This window comes from Streptomyces sp. NBC_01508 (assembly GCF_045040315.1).
Lineage (GTDB): Bacteria > Actinomycetota > Actinomycetes > Streptomycetales > Streptomycetaceae > Streptomyces.
The window spans coordinates 6,819,505-6,835,945 of the sequence record NZ_CP109419.1 but is presented as its reverse complement, the minus strand read 5'-3'; the positions used below and the strand labels follow the sequence as shown (position 1 = coordinate 6,835,945).

General features: G+C 69.6%; 17 protein-coding genes and 1 pseudogene. 8 read left to right on the top strand and 10 right to left on the bottom strand.

The annotated features are described in order from the left end of the window. Nucleotides 1–6: 6 nt before the first annotated feature. Nucleotides 7–405, top strand: coding sequence for a VOC family protein (locus OG700_RS31525; RefSeq protein ID WP_405622117.1), 399 nt, complete (start codon nt 7–9; stop codon nt 403–405). Between the two features lie 300 nt (nt 406–705). Here the strand turns inward: OG700_RS31525 and OG700_RS31520 are convergent, their stop codons facing one another. Beyond that, the gene (locus OG700_RS31520) at nt 706–1,317 is read right to left on the bottom strand and encodes a DNA-3-methyladenine glycosylase (protein WP_405619517.1); all 612 of its coding nucleotides are present in this window, start codon (nt 1,315–1,317) and stop codon (nt 706–708) included. 14 nt (nt 1,318–1,331) lie between these two features. Further along, nucleotides 1,332–1,589: pseudogene (locus OG700_RS31515) on the bottom strand (DNA-3-methyladenine glycosylase); the annotation flags it as partial. A gap of 75 nt (nt 1,590–1,664) precedes the next feature. Here OG700_RS31515 and OG700_RS31510 point away from each other — a divergent pair. From OG700_RS31510 to OG700_RS31500, 3 genes are all read left to right on the top strand, one after another. Further along, nucleotides 1,665–2,447, top strand: coding sequence for a sporulation protein (locus OG700_RS31510; RefSeq protein ID WP_405619515.1), 783 nt, complete (start codon nt 1,665–1,667; stop codon nt 2,445–2,447). A 260-nt stretch (nt 2,448–2,707) separates the two neighbouring features. Further along, complete coding sequence (locus OG700_RS31505) at nt 2,708–3,247, top strand: YbhB/YbcL family Raf kinase inhibitor-like protein (protein ID WP_405619513.1); 540 nt, start codon at nt 2,708–2,710, stop codon at nt 3,245–3,247. 189 nt (nt 3,248–3,436) lie between these two features. Then, a complete protein-coding gene (locus tag OG700_RS31500; RefSeq protein ID WP_405619511.1) occupies nt 3,437–3,949 on the top strand; it encodes an HNH endonuclease in 513 nt (170 codons plus the stop codon). Nucleotides 3,950–4,031: 82 nt separating this feature from the next. On the opposite strand, the gene OG700_RS31495 is transcribed toward OG700_RS31500, so the two are convergent. The 4 genes from OG700_RS31495 to OG700_RS31480 all read right to left on the bottom strand — a co-directional run bounded on the left by OG700_RS31495 (nt 4,032) and on the right by OG700_RS31480 (nt 7,276). Beyond that, complete coding sequence (locus OG700_RS31495) at nt 4,032–4,799, bottom strand: sulfite exporter TauE/SafE family protein (protein ID WP_405619509.1); 768 nt, start codon at nt 4,797–4,799, stop codon at nt 4,032–4,034. Nucleotides 4,800–4,920: 121 nt separating this feature from the next. Further along, on the bottom strand, nt 4,921–5,850 hold the full coding sequence (locus OG700_RS31490; protein ID WP_405619507.1) for an SPFH domain-containing protein: 930 nt from the start codon (nt 5,848–5,850) through the stop codon (nt 4,921–4,923). Nucleotides 5,851–5,979: 129 nt separating this feature from the next. Next, entirely contained in the window at nt 5,980–6,408 is a 429-nt protein-coding gene (locus OG700_RS31485) for an NfeD family protein (RefSeq protein WP_405619505.1), read from the bottom strand. Between the two features lie 76 nt (nt 6,409–6,484). After that, nucleotides 6,485–7,276 (bottom strand): ABC transporter ATP-binding protein, encoded by a 792-nt coding sequence (locus OG700_RS31480; protein ID WP_405619503.1) that lies wholly within the window; start codon nt 7,274–7,276, stop codon nt 6,485–6,487. Nucleotides 7,277–7,400: 124 nt separating this feature from the next. On the opposite strand from OG700_RS31480, the gene OG700_RS31475 reads away from it, so the two are divergent. Beyond that, complete coding sequence (locus OG700_RS31475; protein WP_405619501.1) at nt 7,401–8,186, top strand: hypothetical protein; 786 nt, start codon at nt 7,401–7,403, stop codon at nt 8,184–8,186. 152 nt (nt 8,187–8,338) lie between these two features. Here OG700_RS31475 and OG700_RS31470 read toward each other — a convergent pair whose 3' ends face one another. From OG700_RS31470 to OG700_RS31460, 3 genes are all read right to left on the bottom strand, one after another. Continuing rightward, nucleotides 8,339–8,584: a chaplin gene (locus OG700_RS31470; protein WP_405619499.1), complete on the bottom strand. Its 246-nt coding sequence runs from the start codon at nt 8,582–8,584 to the stop codon at nt 8,339–8,341. 140 nt (nt 8,585–8,724) lie between these two features. Then, nucleotides 8,725–9,372 (bottom strand): response regulator, encoded by a 648-nt coding sequence (locus OG700_RS31465; protein WP_405619497.1) that lies wholly within the window; start codon nt 9,370–9,372, stop codon nt 8,725–8,727. Beyond that, nucleotides 9,365–10,510 carry a GAF domain-containing sensor histidine kinase gene (locus tag OG700_RS31460; protein WP_405619495.1) on the bottom strand — a complete coding sequence of 382 codons (1,146 nt, stop codon included), beginning with the start codon at nt 10,508–10,510 and terminating at the stop codon, nt 9,365–9,367. The genes OG700_RS31465 and OG700_RS31460 overlap by 8 nt, the downstream gene beginning before the upstream one ends. Nucleotides 10,511–10,707: 197 nt before the next feature. On the opposite strand from OG700_RS31460, the gene OG700_RS31455 reads away from it, so the two are divergent. The 3 genes from OG700_RS31455 (at nt 10,708) to OG700_RS31445 (ending at nt 13,517) form a co-directional block, all read left to right on the top strand. Continuing rightward, a complete protein-coding gene (locus OG700_RS31455) occupies nt 10,708–11,406 on the top strand; it encodes an SDR family NAD(P)-dependent oxidoreductase (RefSeq protein ID WP_405619493.1) in 699 nt (232 codons plus the stop codon). Then, nucleotides 11,403–12,533, top strand: a complete 1,131-nt coding sequence (locus tag OG700_RS31450; protein ID WP_405619491.1) for an S-adenosylmethionine:tRNA ribosyltransferase-isomerase — start codon at nt 11,403–11,405, stop codon at nt 12,531–12,533. Before OG700_RS31455 ends, OG700_RS31450 begins: the two co-directional genes overlap by 4 nt. 261 nt (nt 12,534–12,794) lie before the next feature. Next, complete coding sequence (locus OG700_RS31445) at nt 12,795–13,517, top strand: transglycosylase SLT domain-containing protein (RefSeq protein WP_405619489.1); 723 nt, start codon at nt 12,795–12,797, stop codon at nt 13,515–13,517. Between the two features lie 195 nt (nt 13,518–13,712). Here the strand turns inward: OG700_RS31445 and OG700_RS31440 are convergent, their stop codons facing one another. Continuing rightward, on the bottom strand, nt 13,713–16,310 hold the full coding sequence (locus OG700_RS31440; RefSeq protein ID WP_405622115.1) for an FHA domain-containing protein: 2,598 nt from the start codon (nt 16,308–16,310) through the stop codon (nt 13,713–13,715). Between the last annotated feature and the right edge of the window lie 131 nt (nt 16,311–16,441).

Here is a 16,441-nt window from a genome sequence, read left to right as displayed (position 1 = left end):
AGCGGCATGTTGCACCACGTCGAGCTGTGGGTGCCCAACCTCGACCGCGCGGTCGCCTCTCTCGGCTGGCTGCTGGAGACGCTGGGCCACACCCTCTTCCAGAGCTGGAACAACGGACGCAGCTGGCGGCTCGGGCCGACCTACCTGGTCCTTGAGCAGTCCCCGGCCCTCACCGCCGACCGGCACGACCGCTGCCGGCCAGGGCTGAACCACCTGGCCTTCCACGTCGAAGACGACACCGCGGTCGACCAGCTGGCCACCGACGCGACCCGGCACGGCTGGCATCTGATGTTCCCCGACCAGCACCCGCACGCCGGCGGCGCACAGCACTATGCCGCCTACCTGGAGAACGACGACGGCTTCGAGGTCGAACTCGTCGCGATCAACCCACCACAACACAACTGAGATCAACTGATCCACAGGTCTTGACGATTACTCTGAAACCCTCGGGCCTGGACTCGGTCTCGTGCAGTCGGGAGCGACGGCGGCGACCTGGCCGAAGAATACTGCACGAGGGAGGGAGGACCCCGTTCAGGAAACCCTCTCGTGGGGTGCTGATCTGCATCCCGGCCCGAGTCGGCGCACGTAGACAGTCGCTCGACCGGCCAACAACGCGTCACACGCCACTCTCGCGAGCGATCTCCTACCCTCTGCCCCAACTCCGCGCCGACGTACCGGCGGGCCGTGAGCAAGGCGCACAGCGACTCAGCCTCCGGCGGACGGTTTGGCTCTCGGGCTCAGTCGGTACGCCGAGACCGTCGGATCACCGGCGAGGTAGAACCGGTGTTGCCAGTCGTGGGCCTTGCTCACACCTACCCGAGGACCAATCTGGATGAGCGCGGCAGGTACCGACTCACCCTCGGACAGCACGACCGAGGTACCTGTCAGGAGTTCTGCGCCGTTGTGCTCTCCCGTGATGCCGAGTGCCTGGCAGAAGTTCCCCGGACCTCGGGCGAGCCGTGCGCTCTCGACCATCTCCCCTCGTCGCTTGCGTGCCAGGTCTTCCCCCTCGATGACCCTGCCCGCCCGGATGAGGACGGCCGAGGCGATGCCGTCCGTCCCGGTGACGACGTTGGCGCACCAATGGAGACCGTGTGACCGGTAGACGTACAGGTGCCCTGCGGGTCCGAACATGACGGCGTTACGGGGTGTCTGGCCTCGGTAGGCATGGGAGGCTGGGTCAGCCGTACCGGAGTACGCCTCGGTTTCCGTGATGGCGATGCTCACGGTTCCCTCGGGGGTCTTGCAGGTGAGGACAGTCCCGAGCAACCTTGGGGCGACCTCTTCGGCAGGATGGGCGAGGAGATCGACATTCATGCTGACCGCCTTGACATGCCGTACGTGAAGTAGACGTACGCGTGGCCCGGCGGGCCGAACATCACGTCGTTGCGGGGCGTCCGGCCCCGGTAGGCGTGGGAGCCCGGGTCGATGTCGCCCGCGTACGCCTCCACCTCCGTGAGGCGGAGTTCTATGGTTCCTTCCGCAGTGCGGCGTACGAGAGTTCGGCCCAGGAGATCCGGGGCGACCTCCAGCACGGGCCGGTTGAAGAAGTCGCGGGGCAGCGGCGTACGGTCGGGGCGCTCGATCATGGCGTCCGAGCGTAGCGGGGGAACCGCCCGCGGTCGTGGCGCGTATGTAGAGGTCAGGATCTAAGAGGAGTGACTATGGGTTTCAAGAGGCTGCTCGCGAGCATGGGCGCCGGCGGTGCGTCCGTCGAGACCGAGCTGACCGAGCAGAACGTCGTGCCGGGCGGGGTCGTCCAGGGCGAGGTGCGTATCCAGGGCGGGTCGGTCGACCAGCAGATCGAGGGGCTCTCCGTCGGCCTCCAGGCGCGCGTCGAGGTCGAGGGCGGTGACCAGGAGGTCAAGCAGGACCTGGAGTTCGTCAAGCAGCGCCTCGGTGGTGCCTTCGAGGTGAAGGCCGGCGGGGTGCATGTCGTGCCGTTCGGGCTGGAGATCCCGTGGGAGACGCCGGTGACGAGCATCGGTGGGCAGCAGCTGCACGGCATGAACATCGGTGTGACGACGGAGCTGGAGATCGCCCGCGCGCTGGACTCCGGCGACCTGGACCCGATCAACGTGCATCCGCTGCCGGCGCAGCAGGCCATTCTGGATGCCTTCATCAGCCTGGACTTCCGCTTCAAGAGCGCGGACATGGAGCGTGGGCACATCCGCGGGACGCGTCAGCGGCTGCCGTTCTACCAGGAGATCGAGTTCGTTCCGCCGCAGCGCTACCGCGGGCTGAACCAGGTCGAGTTGACGTTCGTCGCGGACGACCGTGAGATGGACGTCATCCTGGAGATGGACAAGAAGCCGGGGCTCTTCAGCGAGGGCAGCGACTCCTTCCGCGCCTTCAAGGTCGGTCTGAACGACTTCCAGGGCACCGACTGGGCCGCTTACCTCAACCAGTGGATCGCCGATGTCGGTGGACGTCGTAACTGGGCCTGAGATCTCGCGGCGCCCGGTTCTGTCCGGCGGATCTTCGGGGACCAGACCGGGGCGTCCGGTGCGGTGCGTCGCAAGGCGGAGGATCGCGCTCGTACTGGACGTACTCGGATGCCTTCGAAAACGCCGACAACGAAGCGAGGCGCCGTGCCAGGCGACCCGGACCCCCGAAGACCCGCCGCACAGGACCTAGTGTCGGCTTCGGAAGGCCGCCGGGGCCCGTCAGGCCCCGGCGGCGCGCAGCCGAATCCGGAGGTTCAGTAGTGACCGAGGCGAAGAGGGCTCCACTCCCTCATGACTTCCACCCCCCGGTGCCGTCCTTCACCGTGGTGAGCGACGACATCGCGCCCGGTGCGGTCCTGAAGGACGCCCAGGTCTTCGCGGCGGGGAACACGTCACCGCATCTGCGGTGGGAGGGATTCCCCGCGGAGACCAAGAGTTTTGCCGTGACGTGTTTCGACCCTGACGCGCCGACCGGCAGCGGTTTCTGGCACTGGGTGCTGTTCGACATCCCGGCGTCGGTCACCGAGCTCCCGGCGGGCGCGGGTTCCGGCTCGTTCGAGGGGCTGCCCAAGGGCGCCGTGCACGTCCGTAACGACTACGGGTCGAAGGACTTCGGGGGCGCCGCTCCCCCGGCGGGTGATCCCGCGCACCGCTATGTGTTCACGGTGTACGCGGTGGACAGTGACGCGCTGGGTCCCGACTCGGACGCCTCGCCCGCCGTGGTCGGCTTCAATCTGCGGTTCCACACGCTCGCGCGTGCGCGGCTGATCGGTGAGTACGCCGCTCCGGCGGAGAGCTGACCGTTCAGCCGTTGTTTGCCCTGCCCTGGTCTTGGAGAGATCAGAGCAGGGCATTTTTTCGTCGCGGGGAGTCTTGGGGTCGTCCCCGGAACGCGGATCGGCGGATATTGCGTTGTCCATCTCGGCGCGCCCGGCCAGAGTTGATCCCAGCCCGCCGCCCGGCGGGGCGGCACACGGGAGGTGGGCGGAATGCGGGACACGCTGGTACTGAACGCGAGCTTCGAGCCGCTGTCGACGGTGACACTCAACCGTGCGGTGGTGCTGGTCCTCCAGGACAAGGCCGTCGTCGAGCAGTCCCACCCGGCGCTGCGGGTGCGTGCCGCCGCGGTGGATCTCCCGGTGCCCCGGGTGATCAGGCTCTGCCGGTATGTACGGGTGCCCTTCCGAAGACAGGCGCCGTGGTCGAGACGTGGGGTGCTGATACGCGACCAGCACCGGTGTGCGTACTGCGGCCGGCGCGCGACGACGGTGGACCACGTGGTGCCGCGGTCGCGTGGTGGTGCGGACAGCTGGCTCAATACGGTCGCTTCGTGTGCCGAGGACAATCACCGCAAGGCCGACCGGACGCCGGAGCAGGCGGGGATGCCGCTGTTGTACGAGCCGTTCGTGCCGTCGCCGGCCGAGGCGATGCTGTTGGCGCTGCGGGCCGGTGAGCGGTCGACGCTGCCGCAGTGGCTGGCGGGGGTCGGCACGGCCGCGTAGACCTCGAATCCTTGTCGTTGTCGTCGACGGGAGGGCGGGCCGCGGAAGCGGTCCGCCCTCCCGTCCGCCCGTCGAGGACGGGTCAGCGCGTGACCAGTTGGACGACGGCCGCCGTGCCGACGACCACGATCAGTCCGCGCAGCACCGCGGGTGACAGCCGTCTGCCGACCTTCGCGCCGAGCTGTCCGCCGATCGCCGAGCCCACGGCGATGAGCACGACCGCCGTCCAGTCGAACTCCGCCACGAAGAGGAAGAACACCGCCGCGATGGTGTTCACGATGGCGGCGAGGACGTTCTTGACGGCGTTGAGCCGCTGCATCTCCTCATCGATCAGCATGCCCATCAGCGACATGTAGATGATTCCCTGGGCCGCCGTGAAGTAGCCGCCGTAGACACTCGCGGCCAGTACGCCTCCGATGAGCAGCGGGCCGCCGTCGGTCTTGGTGGCGACGTTCTTGCGCTCGCGGCGGCGCTGGACGGTCTTGGCGATCCGGGGCTGGAGGATCACCAGGACGAGGGCGAGGCTGACCAGGATCGGCACGATCGTCTCGAACGCCGTCGAGGGCAGTGAGACGAGCAGGATCGCCCCGCAGAGCCCGCCGCAGACGGCGGCGGTGCCCAGGCGCAGGACGCGGCGGCGCTGTCCGGTGAGTTCCGCGCGGTAGCCGATGGCTCCGCTGACGGCGCCCGGTATCAGGCCGAGTGCGTTGGAGACGGTGGCGGTGACGGGGGGCAGGCCGGTCGCGAGGAGTACGGGAAAGGTGATCAACGTCCCCGAGCCGACCATGGCGTTGATGGTTCCGGCACAGGTGCCCGCGACGAAGACGGCGAGCATCTCCCAGATGGTCACGCAGAACGCCCCTCGGTGATCGGTGCTTGTTGCACCGATCATGCCCGACGGCGGGTCGGGTCCCGTACGACGGGGTGGTGCGCCGCGTACGGGACCCTGACGTACTTGTCGGTGCTGCGGATCAGTCGATCGGCGGCTGTTGGCGCCGGTCCTTGCCGGTGTTGAAACCCGGTACGCCGGCGCCGAGGTTGTCGAACGCGCCGCTGAGTCCCTTGAGCGCGTCGCCGATCTCGCTGGGCACGATCCAGAGCTTGTTGGCGTCGCCCTCGGCGATCTTGGGGAGCATCTGGAGGTACTGGTAGGCGAGGAGCTTCTGGTCGGGGTCTCCGGCGTGGATGGACTCGAAGACCGTACGGATGGCCTGGGCCTCACCCTCGGCACGCAGGGCGGCTGCCTTGGCCTCACCTTCGGCGCGCAGGATCGCCGACTGCTTCTCGCCCTCGGCGGTGAGGATCGCGGACTGCCGGATGCCTTCGGCGGTGAGGATCGCGGCGCGCTTGTCGCGGTCCGCGCGCATCTGCTTCTCCATCGAGTCCTGGATGGAGGTCGGCGGCTCGATGGCCTTCAGCTCGACGCGGTTGACGCGGATGCCCCACTTGCCGGTGGCCTCGTCCAGGACGCCGCGCAGGGCCGCGTTGATCTCCTCGCGGGAGGTGAGGGTCCGCTCCAGGTCCATGCCACCGATGATGTTGCGCAGGGTGGTGACGGTGAGCTGTTCGATCGCCTGGATGTAGCTGGCGACTTCGTACGTCGCGGCGCGGGCGTCGGTGACCTGGTAATAGATGACCGTGTCGATGTTGACGACCAGGTTGTCCTGGGTGATCACCGGCTGGGGCGGGAAGGGGACGACCTGTTCACGGAGGTCGATGCGGTTGCGGATCGAGTCGATGAACGGGACCACGATGTTCAGGCCCGCGTTGAGCGTGCGGGTGTAGCGCCCGAAGCGCTCCACGATGGCGGCGCTCGCCTGCGGGATGACCTGGATCGTCTTGATCAGGGCGATGAATACAAGCACCACCAGGATGACCAGGACGATGATGATTGATGGCATCGCGTTCCTACTGCCCTTCGCTGCCGGACTGTCAGATGATCTAGTTTCGCAGAACACACCTGTGTGTGCGGCGTGTTCGGCCTGGTTGGCTCAGTTCGCACGGCGTGCGCGGGCACGCGGGACGAGCGCTCACATCACCACGGCGGTCGCGCCGTCGATGTCGGCGACATCGACCTTCTCCCCCGGTTCAAAGGACTGTTCGGCGTCGAGGGAGCGTGCCGACCAGATCTCGCCGGCGAGTTTGATCCGGCCGCCGCTGCCGTCGACCCGTTCCAGCACCACGGCCTGACGTCCTTTCAGGGCGTCGATTCCCGTGGCCAGGCGGGGAGTTCGGGTGCCTTGTCTGGCGGCCAGGGGCCGTACGACGGCGATGAGGGCGACCGAGACCACCACGAAGACGAGAACCTGCGCCACGATTCCGCCACCGAGGGCCGCGACGACGGCGCCGGCCACGGCGCCCGCGGAGAACATCCCGAACTCGGGCATCGCCGTCAGGACGAGCGGGATTCCCAGTCCTACGGCCGCGATCAGCCACCACACCCACGCTTCGATTTCCACAACTCTCATGGTAGAGCGGCGAGTCCGGTCCGGACAGGGGCGCGATCAGGTCATCGCGGGCCGTCGGCTCGGGCCGTCAGCGCAGCGGCAGACCGCGGGCGGACCAGCGGTCGTTGGCCTGCTCGACGACGAGCGGGAGGCCGAAGCAGAGGGAGAGGTTACGGGAGGTCAGCTCGGTCTCCATGGGGCCCGCGGCGAGAACCTTGCCCTGGCGGATCATGAGGACGTGCGTGAAGCCGGGGGCGATCTCCTCGACATGGTGGGTGACCATGATCATGGAGGGTGCGTACGGGTCTCTGGCGAGCCGGCCGAGGCGGCGTACGAGATCCTCCCTGCCGCCGAGGTCGAGACCGGCGGCGGGCTCGTCCAGCAGCAGCAGTTCGGGGTCGGTCATCATCGCGCGGGCGATCAGGGTGCGCTTGCGCTCGCCCTCGGAGAGGGTGCCGAATCTGCGGTCCAGGTACTCGGTCATACCGAGCCGGTCGAGGAAGGCGCGGGCGCGCCGCTCGTCGACCTCGTCGTAGTTCTCGTGCCAGGTGGCGGTCATGCCGTACGCGGCGGTGAGAACGGTCTGGAGCACGGTCTGGCGCTTGGGCAGCTTCTCGGCCATGGCGACTCCGGCCATGCCGATGCGGGGGCGGAGTTCGAAGACGTCGACCCCGCCGAGCTTGTCGCCGAGGATCTTGACCTTGCCGCTGGAGGGAAAGAGGTAGCTGGAGGCGAGGTTGAGGAGGGTCGTCTTCCCGGCGCCGTTGGGGCCGAGAATCACCCAGCGTTCGCCTTCCTTGACGGACCAGGAGACATCGTCCACCAGAGCGCGTCCGTCGCGGACCACGGATACGTCCACCAGCTCCAGTACATCGCTCATGAGCGCGTTGTCTCCTCATGCAGTCTTGAGATCTGGCATGCGCCTGTGGGCGCAGCTCCACAGGGAAAACCTACGCCACCGGTCCGGCGGTCAACTCCTTAGGTCCGTTCCCTAGGCTGGGGCCATGCTTTGCGAACCACGCTCAGGACTGTTGGCGGCCTGGGGAAATGCCCTCCTTGCCGGTTTCGTATCGCCGGACGACGCGGCTGTCGCGATTGTCGGGCCGGACGCGGTGCACCGGGTGGCCGGGCTGCCAGGTGAGGCGGGGCCGGTCGGGCTGACGCTGGCGCTCGGCCGGCTGCGCGCGCTGGGGGTGACCGGCTACCGGGTGGCGCTTCCGGCGCCGGGTCATCCGCTGGGGCTGAGCGGGCCGCCGGACTTCAACGCCCGCGCGCTGGACGCCGAGGAGGCGGTGGTCGCCTCGGGGGCACCGTACGGGCTGGTGCCGGAGGTGTCGGCGGTGGGACCCGAGGGCGATCTCCATGTCGAGGTGGTCTGGCACTGTCTGCCGGTGCGCGAGGCGCCGCCGGCGGACGTTCCGTCGCTCGGGGAGGCGGAGCGGGAGCTGGCCGAGGCGCTGCGGGACGCGACGGAGGTGCTGTCGCGGCTGGACGTCGCGGGGTCGGGGCCGGTGGCGGACGCGGCGCTGGACGCGTACCGGGCGCGGGCGGAGCGGGGCCGTGACGTACTGGCGCCGGGCTATCCGCCGCGTGCGGTACGGGTGCTGGAACTGGCGCAGCGGGTGGGGCTGCTGGTCGCGCTGGCGCGGGAGCGCGGGCACGGCGGGGCGGTGAGCGCGTCGGAGATGGCGGCGCGCGGTGAGGCGCTGCGGCCGGTGGAGCGGGTGTCGAGGCGGGCGCAGGTGGCGGCGTACAACGCGTATGTGGAGGAGCGGGAGCGGGGGTTGTGACCGGGGTTGGCTGACCGGGTCCGGCCGGTGGCCGGTTTGTCCTCAAGCGCCGGACGGGCTTGAGATGCCCGGCGGCGTGTGGCATACGGCACGGCCCCGGTGCCCGTCGCCGAGGACGGACGCCGGGGCCGCGGTGCCTGGCGGGCTGTGGGTCAGCCGTTGAAGCCGCCGTTGCCGAACGCCGGGTTGAGGACGCCGATCACGTTGACCGTGTTGCCGACCGCGTTCACGGGGATGTGGATCGGGGCCTGCACGAGGTTGCCCGAGCCGACGCCCGGCGAGTGCACGGCCTGGCCGTCGGCGTGGGCGCCGCCGGTGGCGAAGGCGGCACCGGAGCCCGCGGCGACGAGGCCACCGGCGATCATGGTGAGGGCGGCGGCCTTCTTAAGGTTGTTCATTTTCAGGATCCTCCATCGCAAGGACCGCGGCGGTAATCCGCGGCACGCCATGGAGAACGCCTGGACGCCGCCAGGGATACGCCGTGTGGGGGACATACACCCGACGGTATGAATCTCAGATCGGAAGACGACGTTCCGGATCAGCCGGTGATCCCGTGCCGTACGGCCCACAGCGCCGCCTGCGTGCGGTCCGCCAGGTCGAGCTTCATCAGGATGTTCGAGACATGCGTCTTGACGGTCTTCTCCGAGAGGACGAGCGCGCGGGCGATCTCCCGGTTGGAGCGGCCGTCCGCGATCAGGGTGAGCACCTCGCGCTCCCGGTCGGTGAGCGAGGACCCCCTGCCGTGTCCCGTACCGGGGTCGTCCTGGGCCAGCAGGGCGCCCGCCACCTCCGGCTGGAGCAGGACATGACCGGCGTGTACGGAGCGGATGGCGCCGGCCAGCGCCTCCGGGTCGACGTCCTTGTACACGTAACCGGCGGCCCCGGCACGCAGCGCGGGCACCACCGTGCGCTGCTCGGTGAAGCTCGTGACGATCAGCACCTTGGCCGGGTTGGCGAGGTCGCGGAGTTTGCGCAGCGCCTCGATGCCGTCGGTGCCCGGCATCTTGATGTCCATCAGGACGACGTCCGGGCGCAGCTCCTCCGCTCCGGCCACGCCCTCGGCGCCGTCGGACGCCTCGCCCACCACCTCGATGTCGTCCTGGATCTCCAGGAAGGTACGCAGGCCGCGCCGGACCACCTGGTGGTCGTCCACCAGCAGTACGCGGATTCTCTTGTCGTCAGCCACCGGGGACTTCCATCTCGATCGTGGTGCCCTGTCCGGGCGCCGATTGCACGGTCAGCCTGCCGCCCACACCGCTCGACCTGTCCCGCATCGAGACGAGCCCGAGGTGACGGCCCGCCCTGCGGACGGTCCTCGGTTCGAAGCCCTTGCCGTTGTCGGTGATGCTGAGGACCGCGCCCGGACCCCGGCGGGCGATCGTCACGTCGACGCGGTCCGCGCCGGAGTGGCGGAGCGCGTTGTGGAGCGCTTCCTGGGCCACCCGCAGCATCGCTTCTTCCTGGGCGGCGGGCAGGGCCCGTACACGGCAGCTGTCGAAGGTGACCTGCGCGGCGTGCGCGCGGTCGAGGACCTGGATGTGGGTGCGCAGGGTGTGGACGAGACCGTCCTCGTCGAGGGCGGCGGGGCGCAGCTCGACGACGGCGGCGCGCAGCTCGTCGGCGGCCTCGGCGGCGAGGTCGGCGACCTGTTGCAGTTCGCCTTTGGCGCGGGCCGGGTCGCGGTCGATGAGGCTGGACACGGCCTGGGCGGTCAGCCGCAGCGAGAAGAGTTTCTGGCTGACGGCGTCGTGGAGTTCGTGGGCGAGCCGGGAGCGTTCCTCGGCGATGGTCAGTTCGCGGCTGCGCTCGTAGAGCCTGGCGTTGGTGAGGGCGATCGCCGCGTGCTGGGCGAGGATGCCGAGGAGTTCCTCGTCCTCCTCGGTGAATCCGCAGCGGCCGGCCGGCTTGGGGCAGCGTTTGTTGGCGAGGAAGAGTGTGCCGATCGTCTCGTCGCCGTCGCGGATGGGCAGGCCGATGAAGTCGGACATGTCGGGGTGGGCGCTGGGCCAGCCACCGAATCGGGGGTCCTTCTTCACGTCGGCGAGCCGCTCGGGGCGGGCGTCGTGCAGCATCGCCGCGAGGATGCCGTGCTGGCGCGGGAGCGGGCCGATGGCCTTCCACTGCTCGTCGCTGACGCCGTCGACCACGAACTGGGCGAAGCCGCCGTGGTCGTCGGGCACGCCGAGCGCGGCGTACTCGGCGTCGAGCAGTTCGCGGGCGGAGGCCACGATCGTCTTGAGGACGTCCCGTACTTCCAGATGCCGGCTCATCGCGAGGAGTGCGGTGCTCACGGCGGCGAGCCCGGAGCTCGGTCGGTGGCTCATGTCCTCACCGTACCGGCGGGTGGGTGGGGCCGGATCGGACCTCAGACGCAGTGGACGAGGGCCGATGGCCTAGGCCGAAGTGCCTCGGGGCGGCGGGACTCGCGGCCGATCCGGCCGGTCCCCTGTCCTTTCTATGTTGAGGACAACGGCCCTCGGCGACGTCCGGGGCGGACGTGAGGCGAGAAGGAGCGGACGCCATGTCGGTAGCGATCATCACGGGGGCTTCCAAGGGGCTGGGGCGCGCGCTGGGCGGGGCGCTGGCGCGGGACGGGTGGGACCTGGTGCTCGACGCCCGGACGGCGGGGCCGTTGGCGGACGCGGCGGCGGAGATCCGGGGGCACGGGACGCGGGTGACGGCGGTTCCGGGGGATGTGACCGATCCCGTCCACCGCGCGGAGCTGGTCGCGGCGGCGGCCGGGCTCGGCGGGCTGGATCTGCTGGTGAGCAACGCGAGCGCGCTGGGTGCCGAGCCGCTCGTACGGCTGGACTCGCTGGCGCTCGACGGGCTGCGGGCCGCGCTGGAGACGAATGTCGTGGCGGCGCTCGGGCTCGTGCAGGAGGCCCTGCCGCTGTTGCGTGCGGGTGGCGCGGGGACGGTGATCGCCGTGAGTTCGGACGCGGCGGCGGAGGCGTACGAGACCTGGGGCGGGTACGGGGCGTCCAAGGCCGCGCTCGACCACCTGGCCGCCGTGCTCGCCGTGGAGGAGCCGCAGCTGCGGGTGTGGACGGTCGATCCGGGTGACATGCAGACGGATCTGTACGCGGCGGCCGTGCCGGACGACGGCGACGCGCGGCCGGATCCCCGGTCCGTGGTGCCCGGCTTCCTGCGGCTGCTCCGGCAGCGGCCGACGAGCGGCCGGTACTCGGCCACCTCGTTGCTGGGGGCGGCGTCATGACCGGCGCGGCGGTGGAGCGGGAGGGGCTGGAGGGGCTGCGGGTGCCCGACGCGCTCTCCGCGCGGGTGCCCGCCGAGCAGCGCGGCTCGGGGCGGGACGACATACGGCTCCTGGTGTCACGGGGTACGGAGGTGTCGCACCACGTATTCGGGGAGCTGGCGGGGCAGCTGCGGGCCGGGGACGTGCTCGTGGTGAACACCTCGCGGACGCTGCCGGCGGCGGTCGACGGGCGGCTCGGGGGTGAGCGGCTGGTCGTCCACTTCTCCACGCGGGGGGACGACGGCCGGTGGGCGGTGGAGCTGCGGACGCCGGGAGCGGGTGGGGGCGGCGGGGGCGGGCGCAGGGGGGCGACGCTGGCGCGGGCCGGGGGGCCGGCCGGGGCGGTGGTGCGGCTGCCGGGCGGCGGGTACCTCGTACTGGAGGAGCCGCTGGACCCGGCGGCCACCCGGCTGTGGTGGGCGCGGGTCGCCGGCGGGGACGTACCGGGGCTGCTGGGCCGCCACGGCCGTCCCATCCGCTACGGGTACACGGAGCGGGACCAGCCGCTCTCGGCGTATCAGACGGTCTTCGCGCTCCCCTCCCCCGACGGCTCGGGCTCGGCGGAGATGCCGAGCGCGGGCCGGCCGTTCACCGCCGGGCTGGTGGCGGAGCTGGTGAGCCGGGGGGTGCAGTTCGCGCCGGTCAGGCTGGATACGGGGGTGGCGTCGGCGGAGGCGCACGAGCCGCCGTACCCGGAGCGCTTCGAGGTGCCGGCGACGACGGCCCGGCTGGTGAACGCGGCGAAGGCGGGTGGCGGGCGGATCGTCGCGGTCGGAACGACGGCCGTACGGGCGCTGGAGTCGGCGGCCGGCCCGGGCGGGGGCGTGCGGGCGGCGGCGGGCTGGACGGATCTGGTGGTCACGCCGGGGCGCGGGGTGCGCGTGGTGGACGGGCTGCTGACCGGGCTGCACGAGCCCGAGGCCTCGCATCTGCTGATGCTGGAGGCGATCGCCGGGCGCGCGGCGCTGGAGCGCGGTTATACCGAGGCCGTACGGCATCTCTACCTCTGGCACGAGTTCGGCGACGTCCACCTCGTCCTCCCGGAGGAGACCACTCACTCTCCGAGTTGCGCCAGCAACTTCCGGTGAGAACGGTACCCCGCCACTGTGACGCCGCACATAGGACGCAGGTCACTTACGAAGGTACGTAGTGGACATAACGACCGGCATAAGCGTGGCGTGAGTGGGTAACGGGGTGTCCATTTTGCGCCCCTTTCAACTATCACGGGTCGTACATCCCACCTTTGCCACATGTTTTTGCTGCCGCTAAGAATTGCACCCGTCGCCGCCGAAGAAAGGCATCTGGCCGACCGGCCTCCGCGACTCCCGCTATTCGAAGAGGTATGTCGTATGACCGCGTCCAGCACCCCTGGCAACCGTCTGAACAAGAGCCACAAGCTCTCGATCGCCGGCGTGACAGTCGTCGCCGCCGCGGCCGTCTCACTCTCCTTGATCCCGGGCAACGCATCCGCGGAGGCCGAGGGCAAGGGCAAGAATGTGACCGGGTCCGTGTCCACCGCCCCGGTGGCATGGAGCACGACCACGGACAGCGCGCAGGCCTCAGCCGTCCAGCAGAGCCTGACCAAGCAGCACACCATCGCCGACCGCGTCGCGGAGATTCAGGCGAAGCAGCTGTCGGCCGAGAAGGCGAAGGCCAAGACCGACGCCAAGGAAGCGGCAGCGGCGAAGGCCAAGAAGCGCGCGGCCGAGAAGGCCAAGGCCAGCCGCGCCGCCGAGCGCAAGCCCGCCTACGCCAACAACCTGAACGGATGGATCAAGGAAGCCCTGTCCATCATGAAGAAGGAGAAGATCCCCGGCTCGTACGAGGGTCTGCACCGCAACATCATCCGTGAGTCCAGCGGCGACCCGCGGGCGATCAACAACTGGGACATCAACGCGAAGAACGGCGTCCCGTCGATCGGCCTGCTCCAGGTGATCAAGCCGACCTTCGACGCGTACCACGTCAAGGGCACCCCGAAGAGCCAGTACCACCCGGTCGCCAACATCGTGGCCGCGGCCAACTACGCCGCCGACCGCTACGGCACGATCGACAACGTCGACAGCGCCTACTGAGCCACCGCACGACCCCGCGCACCACGCACGACCCCGCACACCGCACACCGCACACCGCACACCGCACACCCCGCACGTCACCGTCACGCACGTCACGCACGCACACACTCACGCACAGACGCCGGTGGGCGGCACCCCTTCGCGGGGTGCCGCCCACCGGCGGCGTGCGTGTCGCGCGCTACGTACGCTCCCGCGTCACTTCCGCATGACCTCCGGCTCGTGGCGGCGCAGCAGCCGCGCCACCGCGACCCCGCACACGGCACCGATGAGCAGCAGGACCGTGAGGTTGAGCCCCCACTGCGCCAGCGTGTGCTCCCAGAGCGGGTCCAGGTCGTTGGGGCTCTTCGGGTCCCACGGCGGCATCAGATGCGCCAGGTCGAGGGTCGAGCCGGTGCCGGCGATCGCCCAGCGCGACGGCATCAGCCAGGCGAACTGCTCCAGGCCGGGCGAACCGTGGATCTGGAAGAGCGTGCCGGTGAAGACGACCTGGACGATCGCGAACATGACCAGCAGCGGCATGGTCTTCTCGGAGGTCTTCACCAGCGAGGAGATCACCAGACCGAACATCATCGACGTGAAGCCCAGCGCGATGATCACGATGCACATCTCGACGGCCGGCGGCAGGAACAGACCCTCGTCGGGCATGGCGCGCGGCGCGAAGCCGATCCCGCAGAGGATCACGCCCTGGAAGGCCGTGATCACGCCGAGCACGATGACCTTGGACATCAGATACGCCGAGCGGGAGAGACCGGTGGCCCGTTCCCGTTCGTAGATCACCCGTTCCTTGATCAGTTCGCGTACGGAGTTGGCCGCGCCCGAGAAGCACATGCCGACCGCGAGGATCAGCAGGATCGTCCCGGCCTTGCCGTTGAACTGGGACGGCGGCTCGGGCGGTCCCAGACCGAAATCGGCCGGGATCACGACACTCACCACGCCGAGGACGGCGGGCAGTATCACCATCAGACCGAGGAAGCCCCGGTCGGAGGCGATCACCGAGGAGTAGCGGCGGATCAGCGTCCAGAGCTGGGAGCCCCAGCTCTGCGGCTTCGGCGCGCGCATCTGCTGCGGTGTCGGCATGTGGACGGACTGCGCGGCGACGGCGTCGATGTCGGCGGCGTACATCTGGTAGTGCTGCGAGCCGCGCCAGCGGCCCGCCCAGTCGTAGTCGCGGTAGTTCTCGAACGCCGAGAAGACATCGGCCCAGGAGGTGTAGCCGAAGAAGTTGAGCGCTTCCTCCGGCGGTCCGAAGTACGCGACCGAGCCACCGGGCGCCATGACGAGCAGCTTGTCGCAGATCGCCAGCTCGGCCACGGAGTGGGTGACGACCAGGACGGTACGGCCGTCGTCGGCGAGGCCGCGCAGGAGCTGCATGACATCGCGGTCCATGCCCGGGTCGAGACCGGAGGTCGGCTCGTCCAGGAATATCAGCGACGGCTTGGTCAGCAGTTCGAGGGCGACCGAGACGCGCTTGCGCTGGCCGCCGGAGAGCGAGGTGACCCGCTTCTCCTTGTGGATGTCGAGCTTCAGCTCGCGCAGTACCTCGTCTATCCGGGCCTCGCGCTCGGACTCGGCGGTGTCACCGGGGAAGCGGAGCTTGGCGGCGTACTTGAGCGCCTTCCGTACGGTCAGCTCCTTGTGCAGGATGTCGTCCTGCGGGACCAGACCGATGCGCTGGCGCAACTCGGCGAACTGCTTGTACAGATTCCTGTTGTCGTACAGGACGTCGCCCTCGTTGGCGGGCCGGTAGCCGGTGAGCGCCTTGAGGAGCGTGGACTTGCCGGAGCCCGAGGGGCCGATGACCGCGATGAGCGACTTCTCGGGGACGCCGAAGGAGACGTCCTTGAGGATCTGCTTGCCGCCGTCGACCGTCACCGTGAGGTGGCGGGCGGAGAAGGAGACCTCACCGGTGTCGACGAACTCTTCGAGCCGGTCGCCGACGAGGCGGAAGGTCGAGTGGCCGACGCCGACGATGTCGTTCGGGCCGATGAGCGCCGTGCCGGACTTCTGCATCGGCTGGCCGTTGACGTATGTGCCGTTGTGGGATCCGAGGTCGCGGATCTGGAAACGGCCGTCGGGCGTCGAGGTGAACTCGGCGTGCAGCCGCGACACCTGGAGGTCGGAGACGACCAGTTCGTTCTCCAGCGCGCGGCCGATGCGCATCACCCGGCCGAGAGCCACCTGGTGGAAGGTGGTCGGGCTGCGGTCCCCGTACACCGGTGGGGCCCCCGCCGCGCCACCGGAGCCTGGACCGCCATGACCACCGGGACCGCCGGGACCGGGGCCGGCCGGCCCTGCGTGCTGCGGCGGTACGTAGCCATGCTGAGGCTGTTGTTGTTGGTGCTGGGGTGGCTGCTGCTGAGGCCAGCCCTGCTGCTGAGGCGGCGGCCAACCGGGAGCGCCCTGCGGCTGCGGCTGGGCGGGCGCGTGCTGCTGAGGCGGTGGCGCGTGCTGTGCCTGCGGCGCCTGGGCCTGGGCCTGGGCCTGCTGGGGCGCCGCGCCCTGCGACTTGTGGACACCGGCCGCCGGGCCGTTGAGATTCAGCCGCGGTCCGTCGGTCGCATTGCCGAGGTGTACAGCGGTACCGGGGCCGATTTCCATCTGGTGGATCCGCTGGCCCTGCACATAAGTACCGTTGGTGCTCCCGTGGTCCTCGATTACCCAACTACGGCCCCCCCAGCTGATGGTGGCGTGACGCCACGAGACCCGTGCGTCTTCGATCACCAGGTCGCCCTGTGGATCACGTCCCAGGGTGTACGACCTGGACTGATCGAGCGCCCAGGTCCTTCCGTTCATTTCAAGTACGAGTTCCGGCACTCCATGCCCCACTGGTTGTCCCCCGAGTTACCCCCATCACAGGGAGTCTAGGGATGGCGAACATCGTGGGGAACTATTTCAGGCCCGCCCCCTTATCCGAAAGTCGGGCC